General features: G+C 25.6%; 12 protein-coding genes. 9 read left to right on the plus strand and 3 right to left on the minus strand.

The annotated features are described in order from the left end of the window. The first annotated feature begins 38 nt into the window (after positions 1–38). Complete coding sequence (locus BGI42_RS03670) at positions 39–452, plus strand: Fur family transcriptional regulator (RefSeq protein ID WP_069679021.1); 414 nt, start codon at positions 39–41, stop codon at positions 450–452. Between the two features lie 95 nt (positions 453–547). On the opposite strand, the gene BGI42_RS03675 is transcribed toward BGI42_RS03670, so the two are convergent. The 3 genes from BGI42_RS03675 to BGI42_RS03685 all read right to left on the minus strand — a co-directional run bounded on the left by BGI42_RS03675 (position 548) and on the right by BGI42_RS03685 (position 2,562). Further along, positions 548–1,342, minus strand: a complete 795-nt coding sequence (locus tag BGI42_RS03675) for a metal ABC transporter permease (RefSeq protein ID WP_069679022.1) — start codon at positions 1,340–1,342, stop codon at positions 548–550. A gap of 31 nt (positions 1,343–1,373) precedes the next feature. Then, positions 1,374–2,048, minus strand: a complete 675-nt coding sequence (locus BGI42_RS03680; protein WP_069679023.1) for a metal ABC transporter ATP-binding protein — start codon at positions 2,046–2,048, stop codon at positions 1,374–1,376. A 94-nt stretch (positions 2,049–2,142) separates the two neighbouring features. After that, the gene (locus tag BGI42_RS03685) at positions 2,143–2,562 is read right to left on the minus strand and encodes a hypothetical protein (RefSeq protein ID WP_069679024.1); all 420 of its coding nucleotides are present in this window, start codon (positions 2,560–2,562) and stop codon (positions 2,143–2,145) included. 238 nt (positions 2,563–2,800) lie between these two features. Between BGI42_RS03685 and BGI42_RS03690 the strand changes: the two genes are divergently transcribed. The 8 genes from BGI42_RS03690 (at position 2,801) to BGI42_RS03725 (ending at position 15,806) form a co-directional block, all read left to right on the plus strand. Then, complete coding sequence (locus BGI42_RS03690; protein WP_069679025.1) at positions 2,801–3,199, plus strand: DUF6762 family protein; 399 nt, start codon at positions 2,801–2,803, stop codon at positions 3,197–3,199. A 104-nt stretch (positions 3,200–3,303) separates the two neighbouring features. Further along, positions 3,304–5,097, plus strand: coding sequence for an oligoendopeptidase F (gene pepF / locus BGI42_RS03695; protein WP_069679026.1), 1,794 nt, complete (start codon positions 3,304–3,306; stop codon positions 5,095–5,097). A 375-nt stretch (positions 5,098–5,472) separates the two neighbouring features. Next, positions 5,473–6,444, plus strand: a complete 972-nt coding sequence (locus tag BGI42_RS03700) for a rhomboid family intramembrane serine protease (RefSeq protein WP_069679027.1) — start codon at positions 5,473–5,475, stop codon at positions 6,442–6,444. A 3-nt stretch (positions 6,445–6,447) separates the two neighbouring features. After that, complete coding sequence (locus tag BGI42_RS03705; protein WP_069679028.1) at positions 6,448–7,059, plus strand: DUF2238 domain-containing protein; 612 nt, start codon at positions 6,448–6,450, stop codon at positions 7,057–7,059. 184 nt (positions 7,060–7,243) lie between these two features. Further along, positions 7,244–8,596: an NADP-specific glutamate dehydrogenase gene (gene gdhA, locus BGI42_RS03710; protein WP_069679029.1), complete on the plus strand. Its 1,353-nt coding sequence runs from the start codon at positions 7,244–7,246 to the stop codon at positions 8,594–8,596. 623 nt (positions 8,597–9,219) lie between these two features. Then, positions 9,220–10,647, plus strand: a complete 1,428-nt coding sequence (locus BGI42_RS03715; RefSeq protein ID WP_069679030.1) for a glycosyltransferase family 2 protein — start codon at positions 9,220–9,222, stop codon at positions 10,645–10,647. Positions 10,648–10,926: 279 nt separating this feature from the next. Then, positions 10,927–12,876 carry a DNA gyrase/topoisomerase IV subunit B gene (locus BGI42_RS03720; protein ID WP_069679031.1) on the plus strand — a complete coding sequence of 650 codons (1,950 nt, stop codon included), beginning with the start codon at positions 10,927–10,929 and terminating at the stop codon, positions 12,874–12,876. 20 nt (positions 12,877–12,896) lie between these two features. After that, positions 12,897–15,806 carry a DNA topoisomerase IV subunit A gene (locus BGI42_RS03725; RefSeq protein WP_105165895.1) on the plus strand — a complete coding sequence of 970 codons (2,910 nt, stop codon included), beginning with the start codon at positions 12,897–12,899 and terminating at the stop codon, positions 15,804–15,806. Positions 15,807–15,813: the final 7 nt, after the last annotated feature.

Here is a 15,813-nt window from a genome sequence, read left to right on the forward strand (position 1 = left end):
TATAATAAATGTAAGAACGTTTATTAGGGGATAGACTAATGGATTTAAAAGAATTTTTAAAAAATAAAAATATAAAGGTAACAAAAGGAAGAGTTGAGATATTAGAAATATTAAGAATGTCTAATAATAGCTTAAGTGCCGAGAGAATATACCAAATTTGTAAATGTGATAAAGTAAATATTAATTTGAGTACCATTTATAGAACGTTAGAATTATTTGAAGAAAAAGATATAATCGACAAAATTGTTCTTGAAGATGGAGTTTTTTCATATAAATTAAAGAAAAAAACTCATATACACTTTTTGAAATGTGATATTTGTCACAAAGAAGTAGAAATACCATGTCCAATGATTCAAATACAAGAGATTGTAGAGAATAAGACAGGATTTACATTAACAGAACATAACCTTATTCTTAAAGGGGTATGCAAAGACTGTAAAAAGAACAAGTAAATAATAAAAAGAATTTTAAAGTAAAGTGCTACATAATAAATATTTATTTATGTAGCACTTTATTTGGTATGTATTTAATAAGTTTAAATAACCTATTAATGATGTTTTTTAGTTGTAAAAATTAAAGTTAATATTAATAATATAACTGAAGTTAAAGCTATTGTTCCTCCAGGAGCACTATTTAGATAATAAGATAAAATTAATCCTAATATAACATCTATTAATCCAAATATTATAGAAAAAATTAATGTCTTATTAAAACCTTTTTTTAATTGCATAGAAGTAGCCACAGGAACTACCATTATTGATGATACAACCAAAATACCCATTATTTGAATTGAAAGAGATATAGTTGCTCCAACTAACAGTGTAAATATATAATTTATTAGCTTAACATTTATTCCTACTGTTTTAGCACCACTTTCATCAAATGTTACATATATCAATTTATTATAAATTGTAAGTAGAAGTATTATACAAATAGCACCAATTAATGCAATTAAGAAAATATCAGATCTTGTTACTGTTAATATACTACCAAATAGAAAAGAATCTACTTTAGCAACTGCTTTACCACTACTAACTAATATAATTGCAATACCTAAGCTTAATGTTAGTACAATAGACATAACTAATTCAGAATATTTTTTATAATATTGCCTTAAAAATTCTATGATTATAGCACAAAGTGATGTAAATAAAAAAGCAGTAATTATTGGATTTGTTCCAAATACAAGACCAATAGCTACTCCTGCAAAAGATGAATGTGATAATGTATCTCCAATCATGGAATTTCTTCTAAGAACAATAAATAGTCCAATGAATGGACAAAGTATAGCCACTATTATTCCAGCCATAAATGCATTTTGCATAAAATTTAATTCAAACATATATAATTACCTTTCTAAAATTAATAAAAATTTACATTGCGCAAGACTTATGATGTTCATATTCAAGGTAATTAATAAATTCTTTTTTAGTATATAAAGTAAGAATTCCATTATTAACTCTTAAAATATGAGTAGAATATTTTAATGCAATATCAGTATTGTGTTCAACAGAAATAATAGTTTTATTTAAATTTTCGTTTAAACTTTTTAATATAGGATAAATTTCTTTTTGGCTTTTTTCATCAACACCAGTAGATGGTTCATCTAGTATTATTAAATCAGGATTACCTAGTAATGCTTTAGCAATAAAAACTCTTTGTTGTTGACCACCAGATAAATTTCCTATTAATGAATTTTTGAAATTTTCCATATTAACTTTTTTTAATACTTCATCTATTTCATTAAAATCTTTTATTCCCATAGTTTTAGAATGAATTGATAACAATTCTTTTACTGTAATAGGAAATTGGGAGTTGAAATTATCCATTCTTTGAGGTACATAAGAAATTTTATTAAAATCTAAATTAATAGATCCTGATGTAGGCTTTAGTAAACCAAGTACTAATTTTATAAATGTACTCTTACAACTACCATTTTCTCCTAACACCGATAAATAAATGCCAGTTGGTATATCGATTGAAATTTTATCTAATAAAAGTTCAGATTTATTTGTATATGAAAATGATAAATCTTTAATTTTTATCAAAAAATAATCAGCTCCTTAAATATTAATATATTTGGGTATATTTATACCCAAATATATTATATACTTAGTTGCAAATTATTTGCAACTATTACCACTAGTATACTTCTTCTAAAATCCAAGAGTTATTTTTATTCTTTTTAAAATTTCCTTTTAAGGTTGTTTCTTTATGGGGTTCTTCCTTTGATAGTCCTGAAACTTCTACAATAGCATTTTTACCATCAGAGTAAATTAAAGACATTTCTTGTACTCGAAGAAGTTTATCATTTTTATTAAAACCAGTAGTAAAATAGTGCTCAACTGAATAAGCTAAATCAACACATCGTTTTTGTATATATATTTCTTTTGTAATAATAAAAGATGAAAGTAATATGGTTGATAGAATTAAAAATGCATATAAATAGCTTATAAGGACATTTCTTTTGTGTTTTTTCTTTAACTTTTTTCTTTTATATTGATTTAAATCAATAGTGTTATTTTTTCTAATACTTCTACTATAAAATTCTTGTCTCTCCATACACACCTCCTGTAGTTGAATAATATGTTTTGAAGATAAAAGAAAATTTTTAGGTTAACATAATATAAAGTGTTGTAAGAAAATATTACCATATTTTTACAATTATTTAAATATGTTTTTAAATATAAATTGGATAAACATAACAAATGCAAATATCTCTATTGCTTATTATGACTAAATATATTTATAATGTACTTATTATATTATGAATAAATATTAAAAAGGATGGTGCTTAATCATGGATTTTTCAAGTTTAGTTTTAATAGAGAAAGATAGTGAAACAGGATTTATAAAAAAAGAATTAGGAAGTTTTGAAGTAAGTGGAGGTGGATTGTTCGTAAAAAAATTCTATGTATTAAATGGAATAGTACATATGTATTTTGATACTAATAAAAATGTTGAGGAATGGGAATATTCAGCTATATATGATTTATTTAATATAGAAAGATTTACTGAAAAAGGTTATGAAGTAGAAGAAGACTTAGATGAATACAATCCAACATATATTTTAAAATTTAAATATGAAGATGATTATGGTTATATAAAAGAAAAAGTTCAAGAATGTATAGAATTAATAGAAGAAGAAATGAATAATGTATGGGAAAATATAAAAGATAAGAAAGAGGAATATATTTAAGTCATATGAAAATAAGTAAATTAGCATACTGACTAGTTATTTATTTGAATGTTCATAAGTTTTTAAAAGTTTACTATGGTAAGTTAATTAGGAGGATGAATTATATGGAAGAATTAAAAAAGAGAGAAGAAATTCAATCTAAATTTAAATGGGAAGTAGAAAAGATATACAAAAACATTGAAGAATGGGAAAAAGATTTTCATAGTTTAAAAAATGAGGCACATAGCTTAAAAGACTTTTCTGGTAAGTTAAAGTCTGGAGAAAATATATTGAATTATTTAAAATTGAGTGAAGAAATTTCAAGAAAAGCAGAAAAGCTGTATATATATGCTCATTTAAAATCTGATGAAGATACATCTAATACAACATATCAAAGCCTTATGAATAAGATTGATATATATATGGCTGAATTTGCAAGTTACACAGCTTATTTTGTTCCAGAAATATTAAGCTTAGAAGATGGCTTTATTGAAAAAGAAATAAAAAGATTGGATGAATTAAAACCTTATAAATTTTTATTTGAAGATATATTAAAAGAAAAACCTCATGTGTTAACAAAAGAAATGGAAGAATTATTAGCTCAAGTTTCTGATTGTTTAGATGCACCATCAGCTATCCACAATATTCTAACAAATGCAGATATGACATTTGGAAAAATAAAAAATGAAGATGAAAAAGAAGTGGAATTAACAGAAGGAAATTATTCATCTTTTATAAGAAGTAAAGATAGAACTCTTAGAAAAAGAGCATTTAAACAATTATTTGGAGAATATGAAAAACTTCAAAATACATTAGCTACATCATTAACTTGTTCAATTAAAAACTTTAATTTTAGTAGCAAAATTAGAAAATATAACTCTGCCTTAGAAGCATCACTTAATCCTAATAATATACCTTTAGAAGTATATAAAAATGCTATAAAGGTTATAAATGAGAATTTAGATTCACTTCATAGATATGTAAAGGTAAAAAAGAAGCTTCTAGGATTAGATGAAATTCATATGTATGATTTATATGTTCCAGTTATTGAGACTCCTAAAGAAAAAATAGAGTTTGATGAAGGCGTAAAAATAGTATTAGATGCATTAAAACCACTAGGAGATGAATATTTAAATATATTTAAAAGTGGGATAGAAGATGGATGGATAGATATATATGAAAATAAGGGAAAAAAAGGTGGAGCATATTCATGGGGTGGATACGATACTATGCCTTATGTTTTATTAAATTACCATAATGAACTTGGAGATGTTTCTACATTAGCTCATGAAATGGGGCATTCAATTCATTCGTATTATTCAAGAAAAGAACAACCATATTATTATGCAGGATATACTTTGTTCTGTGCTGAGGTTGCATCTACTACTAATGAATCAATACTTATTCATTATTTAATAGATAAAGAAAAAGATAAAAATAAAAAACTTTATTTAATAAATCAAGAATTAGAGCAAATAAGAACTACTGTATTTAGACAATTGATGTTTGCTGAATTTGAATTATATACACATGAAAGTTTGGAGAAAGGAATACCTTTAACTGCTGAAGATTATAATAAAAAATGGCATGAATTAAATGAAAAATATTTTGGACCTGATATGATTGTAGATAAAGAAATAGATTTTGAATGGTCAAGAATTCCACATTTTTATTCAGATTTTTATGTTTATCAATATGCAACAGGTTATGCAGCAGCCTCTGCATTCTCTAAAGCAATTTTAGATAAAAAAGAAAATGCTGTTGAAAAATACAAGGGATTCTTAAAATCAGGAGGTAGTGATTATCCAATAAGCATTCTAAAAACTGCAGGTGTTGATATGACTACTGATGAACCATTAAAAGCAACAATTAAAAGATTTAATGAATTATTAGATATGTTAGATATGATTGATGTTTAAAGTAAAGATATGTTTAAGTAGTGTCTTCATATATTAAAAGCATATCTGATAAAAATGCTGTCTTAATTTTTAAGGCAGCATTTATATTACGTATATATACGTATATAATTGAAAAAATCATGTAATATATGTTTTGAAATAGGTTATTTTAAATATAAGTTGAGATGGGAGAGTGGAAAGTTTAGAGTTAAGGAGAAAATTCCTTAGTGAATTTTAAAATATATATTTTTAGAAAATCTTTAGGATTTTCAACTAAAACTCTCAATTCTTAATTATCCACTCTCAACTAAAAAGTATGGTGCAGTCACTTTTTCTTATTTATATATAAACAATTTTATAAAATATAGTCTAAAACTATAAAGGAATGAATTAGAAATGAAAAATTTAGAAGAAAAATTATTTAATTTCTTAATAAAGAATGAAAATTTTTATATAAAAGAATATTATAGTAAGTTTTATAATAAATCAAATTATATTGCTATAAAAGATCTTGGAAAAGCCAATTATTGTGTTTTAATTACAAATGAAGAACATGAAGATGTAAATATTATAGAGACCGTAGGATATTTAAAAACATTAGGTAAAGATTTTGGGTTAAATGTAATAATACTTTCAGATGGAGAATATTTAGGGAATAGAGAGCAAAGTATAAATAAATTAGTTATAAATAGAAACAATAATAATATAATTTCTTGTGATAATTCATGTGAACCACTAAAAAATATAATATTTAGAATAAACAAAAGTTCTAACATTAAATCAAATAAATATTTAATAAAAGAAAATAGTACTTTAATTTTAATTGCTATAAATGTGATTGTATTTCTATTAACAGCTTTTGTCTCTGAAAGTATATTTGACATTAATATCAATGTATTAATAGAATTTGGAGCCAAGTATAATTATTTAATATATAAAGGAGAAATATGGAGACTCATAGCTTGTGCGTTTTTACATGGAGGATTAATACATTTAATAGCTAATATGTATGCATTATATATATTAGGGCCACAAGTAGAAAAAATTTTTGGCGTTAAGAGATATTTAATAATATATTTTACTTCAGCAATAACTTCAAGTTTATTAGGGGTATTATTAAGTGAGAAAACAATATCAGTAGGAGCATCAGGAGCAATTTTTGGACTTTTTGGAGCTATGTTAGTATTTAGCATAAAGGAAAGACATAGAGTTAATAAGAAATATATATTAAATTTAGTAGGAGTTATAGTTTTAAATTTAGTTATAGGATTTAATATTAATAATATAGATAATTTAGGACACATTGGAGGATTAATTGGAGGAATAGCTATTTCAGGGGTTTTAATACCAGGGAAAAGAAGGTGTTGAATTTTGAAAAGAAGGTTAACATATGATGAAATAATAACAATTATAGTGAATGTAGTATTAGTAATACATTTATTGTTTAATATATTGTTTCAATCAGGCGATAATTTATTTAGAATTATATTAACTATTGTTACTGTTTTTATTGCAAAAGTTGTTTTTTCTGTTACTTTTATTAGGCATTGTAAGTTGCTTTATTTATTAAGTTTGATTTTTATAATTATGGCTATATATGTAGGGAGTGTATTTAATATATATAGTTATGTATACTATTATGATAAGATACTTCACTTTGTATCTGGAATAATAATTAGTATATTAGGGTTTTCTATATATGCAAGATATACTTATAAGATTAGTGATAAATTAAAACCATTATTTGCCTTAATTTTTATATTAAGTTTTTCAGTTGCAATGGCCGGAGTGTGGGAAATTTGGGAATTTTCTACTGATCGATTATTTGGATTAAATGCTCAAAATAACAGTTTGCTTGATACTATGTGGGATATAATAATAGGAACAATAGGTTCTTTAATTGTATTACCTATGGAATATAGTTGTATTAAAGGCAGAGATATACGATTTTTTAAGAAATTAATTAGTGAAATTATAAAATAATCCTAAATTTTAAATTGATAAATTAATAATAAAAAATAAATTAAAATGATATTATATGAATTTTCATATATTTTCTGTACTATTATGGCAATATAATCCATAAAGGTGTATTATATAAATAAAATCATTTAAGTTATAAATTTGATTTTAAAATTTGATTTTAAAATTTAAGGAGATGAATTTAATGGAAGCAAAAGCAAGAGCGTATGTTAATGATATATTAAAAAGGGTTAAAGAGGTTAATAATGGGGAAATAGAATTTATAGATGCTGTTACAGAAGTATTAAATTCTTTAGTACCAGTATTTGAAAAACATCCAGAATTTATAGATGCTGCTTTACTTGAAAGGATAGTTGAGCCAGATAGACAAATTATTTTTAGAGTACCTTGGATGAATGATAATGGGGAAGTGAAAGTTAATAGGGGATTTAGGGTACAATTTAATAATGCAATAGGACCATATAAAGGTGGATTGAGATTTCATCCATCAGTAAACTTAAGTATAATAAAATTTTTAGGATTTGAACAAATATTTAAGAATTCTTTAACTGGTTTACCTATTGGTGGAGGAAAAGGTGGTTCAGATTTTGACCCAAAAGGAAAAACAAACAATGAAATAATGAGATTTTGTCAAAGTTTTATGGCTGAGTTAAATATGCATATTGGACCGAATATAGATGTTCCAGCAGGAGATATTGGAGTAGGCGCCAGAGAAATAGGCTATCTTTATGGATATTATAAAAAATTAAGAAATGCTAGTGAGCAAGGAGTTTTGACGGGAAAAGGATTGACTTTTGGTGGAAGTTTAGCTAGAACAGAGGCTACAGGATATGGATTAGTTTATTTTACTGATGAAATGTTAAAAGATAATAACATTTCATTTAAAGGAAAAAAAGTGGTGATTTCAGGATCAGGAAATGTAGCTATTTATGCAGCTCAAAAAGCCATAGAATTAGGAGCAAAAGTTATAGCATTAAGTGATTCTAATGGATATATATATGATGAAACTGGAATAAATTTAGGAGCTATAAAAGAAATTAAAGAAGTTAATAGAGGAAGAATAAAGGATTATTTAAATTATGTACCAAGTGCTAAGTATGAAGAAGGATGCAGAGAAATATGGAAAATTAAATGTGATGTAGCATTACCTTGTGCAACTCAAGGAGAAATAAATTCAGAAAGTGCAAAAATATTAGTAAATAATGGAGTTAAAGCTGTGGCAGAAGGTGCTAATATGCCATCGACTTTAGAAGCCATAGATATATTTCAAAACAATAATGTATTATTTGCACCTGCAAAAGCATCAAATGCTGGTGGCGTAGCTTGTTCTGCACTTGAAATGTCTCAAAATAGTTTAAGATTATCATGGACATTTAAAGAAGTTGATGAAAAACTTAAAAATATAATGAAAGAGATATATAATAATGCTAAAAATTCAGCTAAACAATTTGGAAACCCAGGAAATATTGTAATGGGAGCTAATATAGCAGGATTTATGAAAGTTGCAGAGGCTATGATGTATCAAGGGATTATTTAAATTTTTTATAAAAAAATTTAGAGTTTATAAAGTATATATTAGATAAGTTCCAATTAATAAACTTGAACAAAATCTAATCGGTGACTACATCATATTAACACAGACGTAAAAGCTTTATTATAATATATATTTATGGATTTTTAGTTGAAATTTATAGTAGAAAGTGCAAGGTTAATAAAAAATTTTCTTTAATCTTTCTACTTTCAACTAAAATCTTTTAATTTTCAATAAATAAGTATTTTAAATATTATTAAGCTTATAGTTTTGAAATTTGTAATTTTAATAATATTTAAGATACAATAAATTGTTAATTACAAAAATTAAATTAATAAATATTTATATATATGTAAATCATAAAAAGTATAGGAATGAGTCTTAATTTCTACGCATCTATTGGTTCACAAAAGTTAAATAAGTAATATTAAACAAATTATAAAGAAATTAAGAAAACTTATAGTGAATGATTACAAAAAACGCAAATAAAGCAATATTAATTTTATCTTAAGAAAAACATACTTGATTTTTTATCTATATTGAAATATATTAAATAAAGGTGTAATTAAAATGTGTAGATAAAATAATAAGTGAAGAATTAACTTCATTTAACATTAGGAGTGAATGTAATGGGAAAAAATATTTTTACCATGACAACAACAATATTTCAAATATTTGTATTTGTATTAACTTTGTATTATATGGTGTTAGGTTTTTTTGGTCTTGTTAGAAAAAAAGAAAAGAAAAATTATACTCCAAATAAGAGATTTGCGTTATTAATTGCAGCACATAATGAAGAAGTGGTTATTGGTAAATTAATAGAAAGTATGTTAAATCTCAATTATCCCAAAGAAATGTATGATGTTTTTGTTATAGCAGATAATTGTACTGATAATACTGCAAAAATATCAAAGAAATATGGTGTTAATGTTTGTGAGAGATTTAATAAAGATAAAAGAGGTAAGGGATATGCCTTAGAGTGGATGTTTGATAAATTATTTAAGATGGATAAAAAATATGATGGAGTGGCTATATTTGATGCTGATAACTTAGTCCATAAAGATTTTTTAAAAGAAATCAATTCTAAAATGAATGATGGATATAAGGTTGTGCAAGGATATATTGATAGCAAAAATCCTTCAGATTCATGGATAGCAGCTTCATATTCAATAGCATTCTGGACTCAAAATAGAATGTTCCAATTAGCTAGAGAAAATATGGGTTTTTCAAATCAAATAGGTGGGACAGGATTTGCAATAGAAACTGAAACTTTAAAGGAGTTAGGTTGGGGAGCAACTTGTTTAACAGAAGATTTAGAATTTACTTGTAAACTTGTATTAAATGGAGAAAAAGTTGGTTGGGCTCATGATGCCATAATTTATGACGAAAAACCATTGAAATTAGCTCAATCATGGACTCAAAGAAAAAGATGGATGCAAGGTTTTACGGACGTAGCATCAAGATATTTTTGGAAGTTAACTAAAAAATCAATTAAAGAAAGAAAATGGTATATATTTGATTGTGCATTATATGTGCTTCAACCATTCATTACTTTAATGTTAGCTGTATCAGCAATTTTGACATTAATACAATTAGATACAACAGGACATGATATTTTTGTTATAAGTCAGGCTTCTAATAGTGCGATGTGGGCTGTAGGAATTAAAGTATTCGCTTTAATACAATTTATAATAACTCCATTAGTGTTGGCAGTTGAAAGAAAAGTATCCAAAGGATTTTTTGCTATGACTGCAGTATATTCAACTAATGTGTTCTTTATCCCTTATATTTTAGAACTAATAAAAATTCATGGATTAGATGCAACAAAAAATTATGGAATAGCATTAGGCGTTAGCATAGGATTTAACGTTATATTCTTATTGGTAGTATTCTTATTATTAGGAAAAAGTAATTTAATATTATTTTTTAGATTCTTATTATATGGATTATATACTTTAACTTGGATACCAATTACTATTCAAGGAATACTAAATAAGAATAATAAAGAGTGGAGTCATACTAAACACATTAGAAATATTGAAATATGTGATGTTTAAATTTATTATATAGAAGAAGGTTTTAAGAGTGCTTAAGAGGTGTGATAAAGTGTAAAAACTTTATTACATAACTAAATAAAGCACTCTTATTTCATGTATACTTTATAAAAATTTAAATAAAGCATATTTTATGATAGAATAGTACATAAGTTCGTATAATTGTATTAAAATCAATTAACTATAAATAATAACTATATTAAATAGAGACAATATAATATAAAATAGTATGAGTTAAAATATAATAAAGAAATAATCTTAATTATAGTTTAGGAGGGCCTTATGGAGTTGAAAAATAATAATTATGATGTTACTGACCTAACATCTTTAGAAAAATTGGAGCCAGTAAGAGTTAGACCAGGTATGTATATAGGTTCTACAGGAACTAAGGGATTACATCATTGTATATGGGAAATATTGGATAATGCTATAGATGAAATTACAAATGGATATGGAGATAAAGTAACAATTATCTTAAATGAGGATAAAAGTGTTACAGTTTATGATAATGGTAGAGGTATACCAACAGGAATACATCCATTGAAGAAGAAATCAGGCGTAGAAATGGTGTTTACAGAATTGCATACTGGAGGGAAATTTGATAATAAAAATTATAAAACTTCAGGTGGACTTCATGGAGTTGGAGCAGCGGTTGTAAATGCTTTATCAAAATGGGTTGAAGTAGAGGTATATCAAAATAAAAATATTTATAGACAAAGATTTGAATATGCTTTTGATAAAGAATTGAAGAAAACTATGCCTGGTACACCAGTAAGTAAATTGCAGGTAATTGGTAAAACTGATAAAACTGGAACAAAGGTTACTTTTAAACCTGATTCAGAAGTATTTTCTTCTACAGATTTTAAATTTGATGTTATAGATAGTAGACTTCAAGAATTAGCATTCCAAAATAAAGGTATAAGGTTAGAACTTATAGATAGAAGAAAAGATGAAGAAATACAAAAAGAATATTATTCAGAAAATGGTCTTTTAGATTTTATAAATTATTTAAATGAAAGTAAGACAGTTATTCATGATATTCCAATTATATTTGAAGGAGAAAGAACCGTTAATAATCTTCAAGTGCAAGGTGAAATATGCATACAATTTACAGACTCATCAACAGAATATATAGCAAGTTATGTAAATAATATACCTACAACTGAAGCAGGAACTCATGAAACTGGATTTAAAACAGGAATGACAAGAGCTTTTAAAGAAGGAGCTAAGAGACTTAATTTAATAAAAGAAAAAGATAAAGAGTTTGAAGGTAATGATTTAAGAGAGGGTATGACAGCTATACTGAGAATTAAGATTACCAATCCTATTTTTGAAGGACAAACTAAGACTAAATTAGGAAATAATGAAGCATATACTATGATGAACGATTTGGTATATACAAAGTTATTAGAATGGATAGAAGATAACAAAGAATTAGCAACAACCCTTATTAATAATGCATTAGAGTCAGCAAAAAGAAGAGAGAAAATAAAGAAAATAAATGATGCAGAAAAGAAAAAAGTTGGAGTTGGAACAGCACCGTTAGCAGGTAAAATAGCAGTATGTACATTAAAAGATAAAAGTGTTAATGAATTTATAGTTGTTGAGGGAGATTCAGCAGGTGGATCAGCAAAGCAAGCTAGAGATAGAAGATTTCAAACTATAATGCCATCAAAAGGTAAAATAATGAATACTGAAAAACAAAAACTTGAAAATGTTCTAGCATCAGAAGAATTAAGAATATTTAATGCAGCAATTGGAACAGGAACATTAGAAAATTATAAACAAGATGATATGAAATATGATAAAGTTATAATAATGAGTGATGCCGATGTAGACGGATATCATATAAGAACATTATGGATGACTTATATTTATAGATATATGAGACCTTTGATTGCAAATGGACACTTATATTTAGCACAACCACCACTATACAAAGTCTATAAAGTTGTTAAAGGTAAAGAAACTATTAAATATGCTTATAGTGATGAAGAATTAGAAAAGGCTAAAAAAGAAATTGGTAAAGGAGCATTAATTCAAAGATATAAAGGACTTGGAGAAATGAATCCAGAACAATTATGGGAAACTACATTAAATCCAGAAACAAGAACTCTTATTCAAGTTACAATAGAAGATGCTGCTAAAGCAGAAAAGATGATTTCATTACTTATGGGTGATGTAGTAGAGCCTAGAAAGAATTATATGTACAAATACGGAGAATTCAATTAAGTTAGAAATGGAGAAATATTATGGCAAAAAAAGTTCAAAGTATACCTAGAGATAATAATATAATTAAAATACCATTAGAAGAAGCTATGCCAGAAAATTATTTGCCTTATGCTATAGAAGTAGCCAAGGAAAGAGCTCTTCCGGATGTAAGAGATGGACTAAAACCAGTGCATAGAAGAATACTTTATGGTGCATATCTTTTAAAAGCTTTTCCAGACAAACCTTATTATAAATCAGCTAGAATAGTAGGGGATATATTAGGTAAATTTCATCCACATGGAGATTCTTCAGTATATGATGCAATGACAATTTTAGCACAGGATTTTTCAACTAGAGCACCACTTATAGATGGACATGGAAACTGGGGATCTATAGATGGAGATAGTGCTGCCGCAATGCGTTATACGGAAGCAAGACTTGCACCTATTTCCATGGAAATATTGAGAGATATAGATAAAGATACTGTAGATATGGTTCCAAACTATTCTGATAGTGAATTTGAACCAAAAGTATTACCGAGTAGATATCCTAATTTGTTGGTAAATGGATCCTTTGGGATAGCTGTAGGTCTTGCAACAAATATTCCTCCACATAATTTAAAAGAAGTAATAGATGGAGTATTAGTTTATATAGATAATAATGAAATATCTACTAAGGAATTAATGGAATATATAAAAGGACCAGATTTACCTACAGGTGGAGTACTAATAGGAAAAAAATCACTTAAGTCAGCTTATGAAAGTGGAACAGGAAAAGTGGCATATAGAGCCAAAACCATTATTGAAAAATTAGATAATGGAAGAATAGGTATAGTTATTACTGAATTTCCTTATAGAAGAAATAAGGCAAAGATACTTCAAACTATTTCTGAAATGACAGGAGATAAAAAACACTCAAAAGCATTAGAACTTATAACTGATATTAGAGATGAGTCTGATAGAAATGGTATAAGGGCTGTAATAGAACTTAAAAAATCAGCAGATGAAGATAGTGCAAATAAAATACTTAAATATTTATTTAAAAAAACAGAACTTCAATGTAATATAAGTTTTAATATGGTTGCTTTAGCAGATGGTAAGCCTGAAACTATGAGTTTAAAAGAAATAATAAGGCATTACGTAAATCATCAAAAAGACATAGTAACTAGAAGAAGTAGAAAAGAACTTGAAATAGCTAAAAAAAGATTTCATATAGTTGAAGGATTTATAAAAGCTATTGATGTATTAGATGAAGTTATAGCAACTATAAGAAGTTCAAAATCTAAAAAAGATGCATCTAATAATTTAATAGAAAAATTTAACTTTACACAAGAACAAGCTCAAGCTATATTAGAACTTATGTTATATAGACTTACAGGTCTAGAAATAAAAGTTTTTGAAAAAGAATATAAAGAACTTGAAAAAACAATAAAGAGATTGGAAAAGATATTATCTAATGAAAAAGAATTATTAAAGGTTATTAAAAATGAGTTAAAAGAAATAAGCGATAAATATGGTGACGAAAGAAGAACTCATATTATAGAAGATGATTCTAAGAGTAAAATTAATGTTGAAGAACTTATAGTAGTGGAAGAAGTTATGATTACTTTATCTAAAGATGGTTTTATAAAGAGAATACCTGTAAAAAATTATATTAGATCTAATTCTAATGCTGATGATATAGAATATAGAGAAGGAGATAAGTTAGAGTATTTAATAAATTCAAATACAAGAGATAGTCTTCTTATTTTTACAGAAAAAGGTTTTATGTATCAAGTAAAAGGTATAAATATTCCAGAATTAAAGTGGAAAGAAAAAGGTGAAAGAATTGATACTATAATTAAATCATTAAACTTAGAAGAAGAAAAAATAGTTGAAGTTATATCAGTGGATAATTTTAATCCTAATAAGATTTTTAGATTTATAACTAAGAATGGTGGAATAAAAGAAAGTTCTTTAGAAAAATTTGAAACATCTTATGGTAAACTTCAAGCATTAAAATTAAGAGAAAATGATGGATTATTAGATGTGAAATTAAGAAATATAGAAGAAAATAATAACTATATAAATATAAAAACTAAATTTAATTTAGAATTTACTATAGAAGTACCAGAACTTGAGAATGCATCAAGAAATATTTTACCTACTCAATTATTTAATTTATCTACAGATGATGAAATTATACAAATAAATGACAGTAAAGAAGAAGAATATTTTGAATTTAATATAGGAATTAATGATAAAAATACACTTAAATCTTATAAAACACATAAAGTAGATAAAACTAGAGGAAGAATAACTTCAACTAATACATTATTATTATTTAGTAATAAAGGAGCATTATATAAGATACCTGGATTCTTACTGAAAAATGTAATGAATGAAGATATTAAATTAGAAGTATTTACTGGTAAGTTAGAAAAAAAAGAAAAAATTATAAAAATAAGTGTAGTTTCATCTTATGATGATAATTTAGCTATTTATTCATTTAGTAAAAAAGGATTAGTCAAAAAAACTTTATTAAGTGAATTCAGAGCAGAGACTCAAAATCAAGTTTTTTATAAATTAAAAACTGATGATGATGAAGTTGTAGAAGTAGATATAAATAATATAACTTTAGGTAATTTAATAATAATAACTAAAAAGGGAATGGCTATAAGATTCCCGGTTGAAAATGTTAATCTTATGGGAAAGGTAGCATCAGGAGTTACTGGTATTAGTTTAAGAGAAGAAGATGAAGTTATATTTGGGACATATATATCTAAATATATGGAAACTGATGATAATAAGGTTATAATATCACCTAGATCACAACAGATATCACTTACTTCAAAAGCAAATGAAAAATTAACATTTACAGTTGAAGATATAAAACTTCAAAATCGTGCTGGAAGAGGAACTAATATTATTTTAATGATTAATGATGAATTAAAAGATGTTATGATTGTATAATAAGAGG

It is taken from the genome of Clostridium taeniosporum, from assembly GCF_001735765.2.
In the GTDB taxonomy this organism is placed as follows: Bacteria; Bacillota; Clostridia; order Clostridiales; family Clostridiaceae; genus Clostridium; species Clostridium taeniosporum.

Excerpts from the sequence above, each read along its gene's own strand:
- BGI42_RS03670 (WP_069679021.1), top strand. The coding sequence starts at position 39 with ATGGATTTAAAAGAATTTTTAAAAAATAAAAATATAAAGGTAACAAAA.
- BGI42_RS03675 (WP_069679022.1), bottom strand. The coding sequence starts at position 1,342 with ATGTTTGAATTAAATTTTATGCAAAATGCATTTATGGCTGGAATAATA.
- BGI42_RS03685 (WP_069679024.1), bottom strand. The coding sequence starts at position 2,562 with ATGGAGAGACAAGAATTTTATAGTAGAAGTATTAGAAAAAATAACACT.
- BGI42_RS03690 (WP_069679025.1), top strand. The coding sequence starts at position 2,801 with ATGGATTTTTCAAGTTTAGTTTTAATAGAGAAAGATAGTGAAACAGGA.
- pepF (WP_069679026.1), top strand. The coding sequence starts at position 3,304 with ATGGAAGAATTAAAAAAGAGAGAAGAAATTCAATCTAAATTTAAATGG.
- BGI42_RS03700 (WP_069679027.1), top strand. The coding sequence starts at position 5,473 with ATGAAAAATTTAGAAGAAAAATTATTTAATTTCTTAATAAAGAATGAA.
- gdhA (WP_069679029.1), top strand. The coding sequence starts at position 7,244 with ATGGAAGCAAAAGCAAGAGCGTATGTTAATGATATATTAAAAAGGGTT.
- BGI42_RS03715 (WP_069679030.1), top strand. The coding sequence starts at position 9,220 with ATGGGAAAAAATATTTTTACCATGACAACAACAATATTTCAAATATTT.
- BGI42_RS03720 (WP_069679031.1), top strand. The coding sequence starts at position 10,927 with ATGGAGTTGAAAAATAATAATTATGATGTTACTGACCTAACATCTTTA.
- BGI42_RS03725 (WP_105165895.1), top strand. The coding sequence starts at position 12,897 with ATGGCAAAAAAAGTTCAAAGTATACCTAGAGATAATAATATAATTAAA.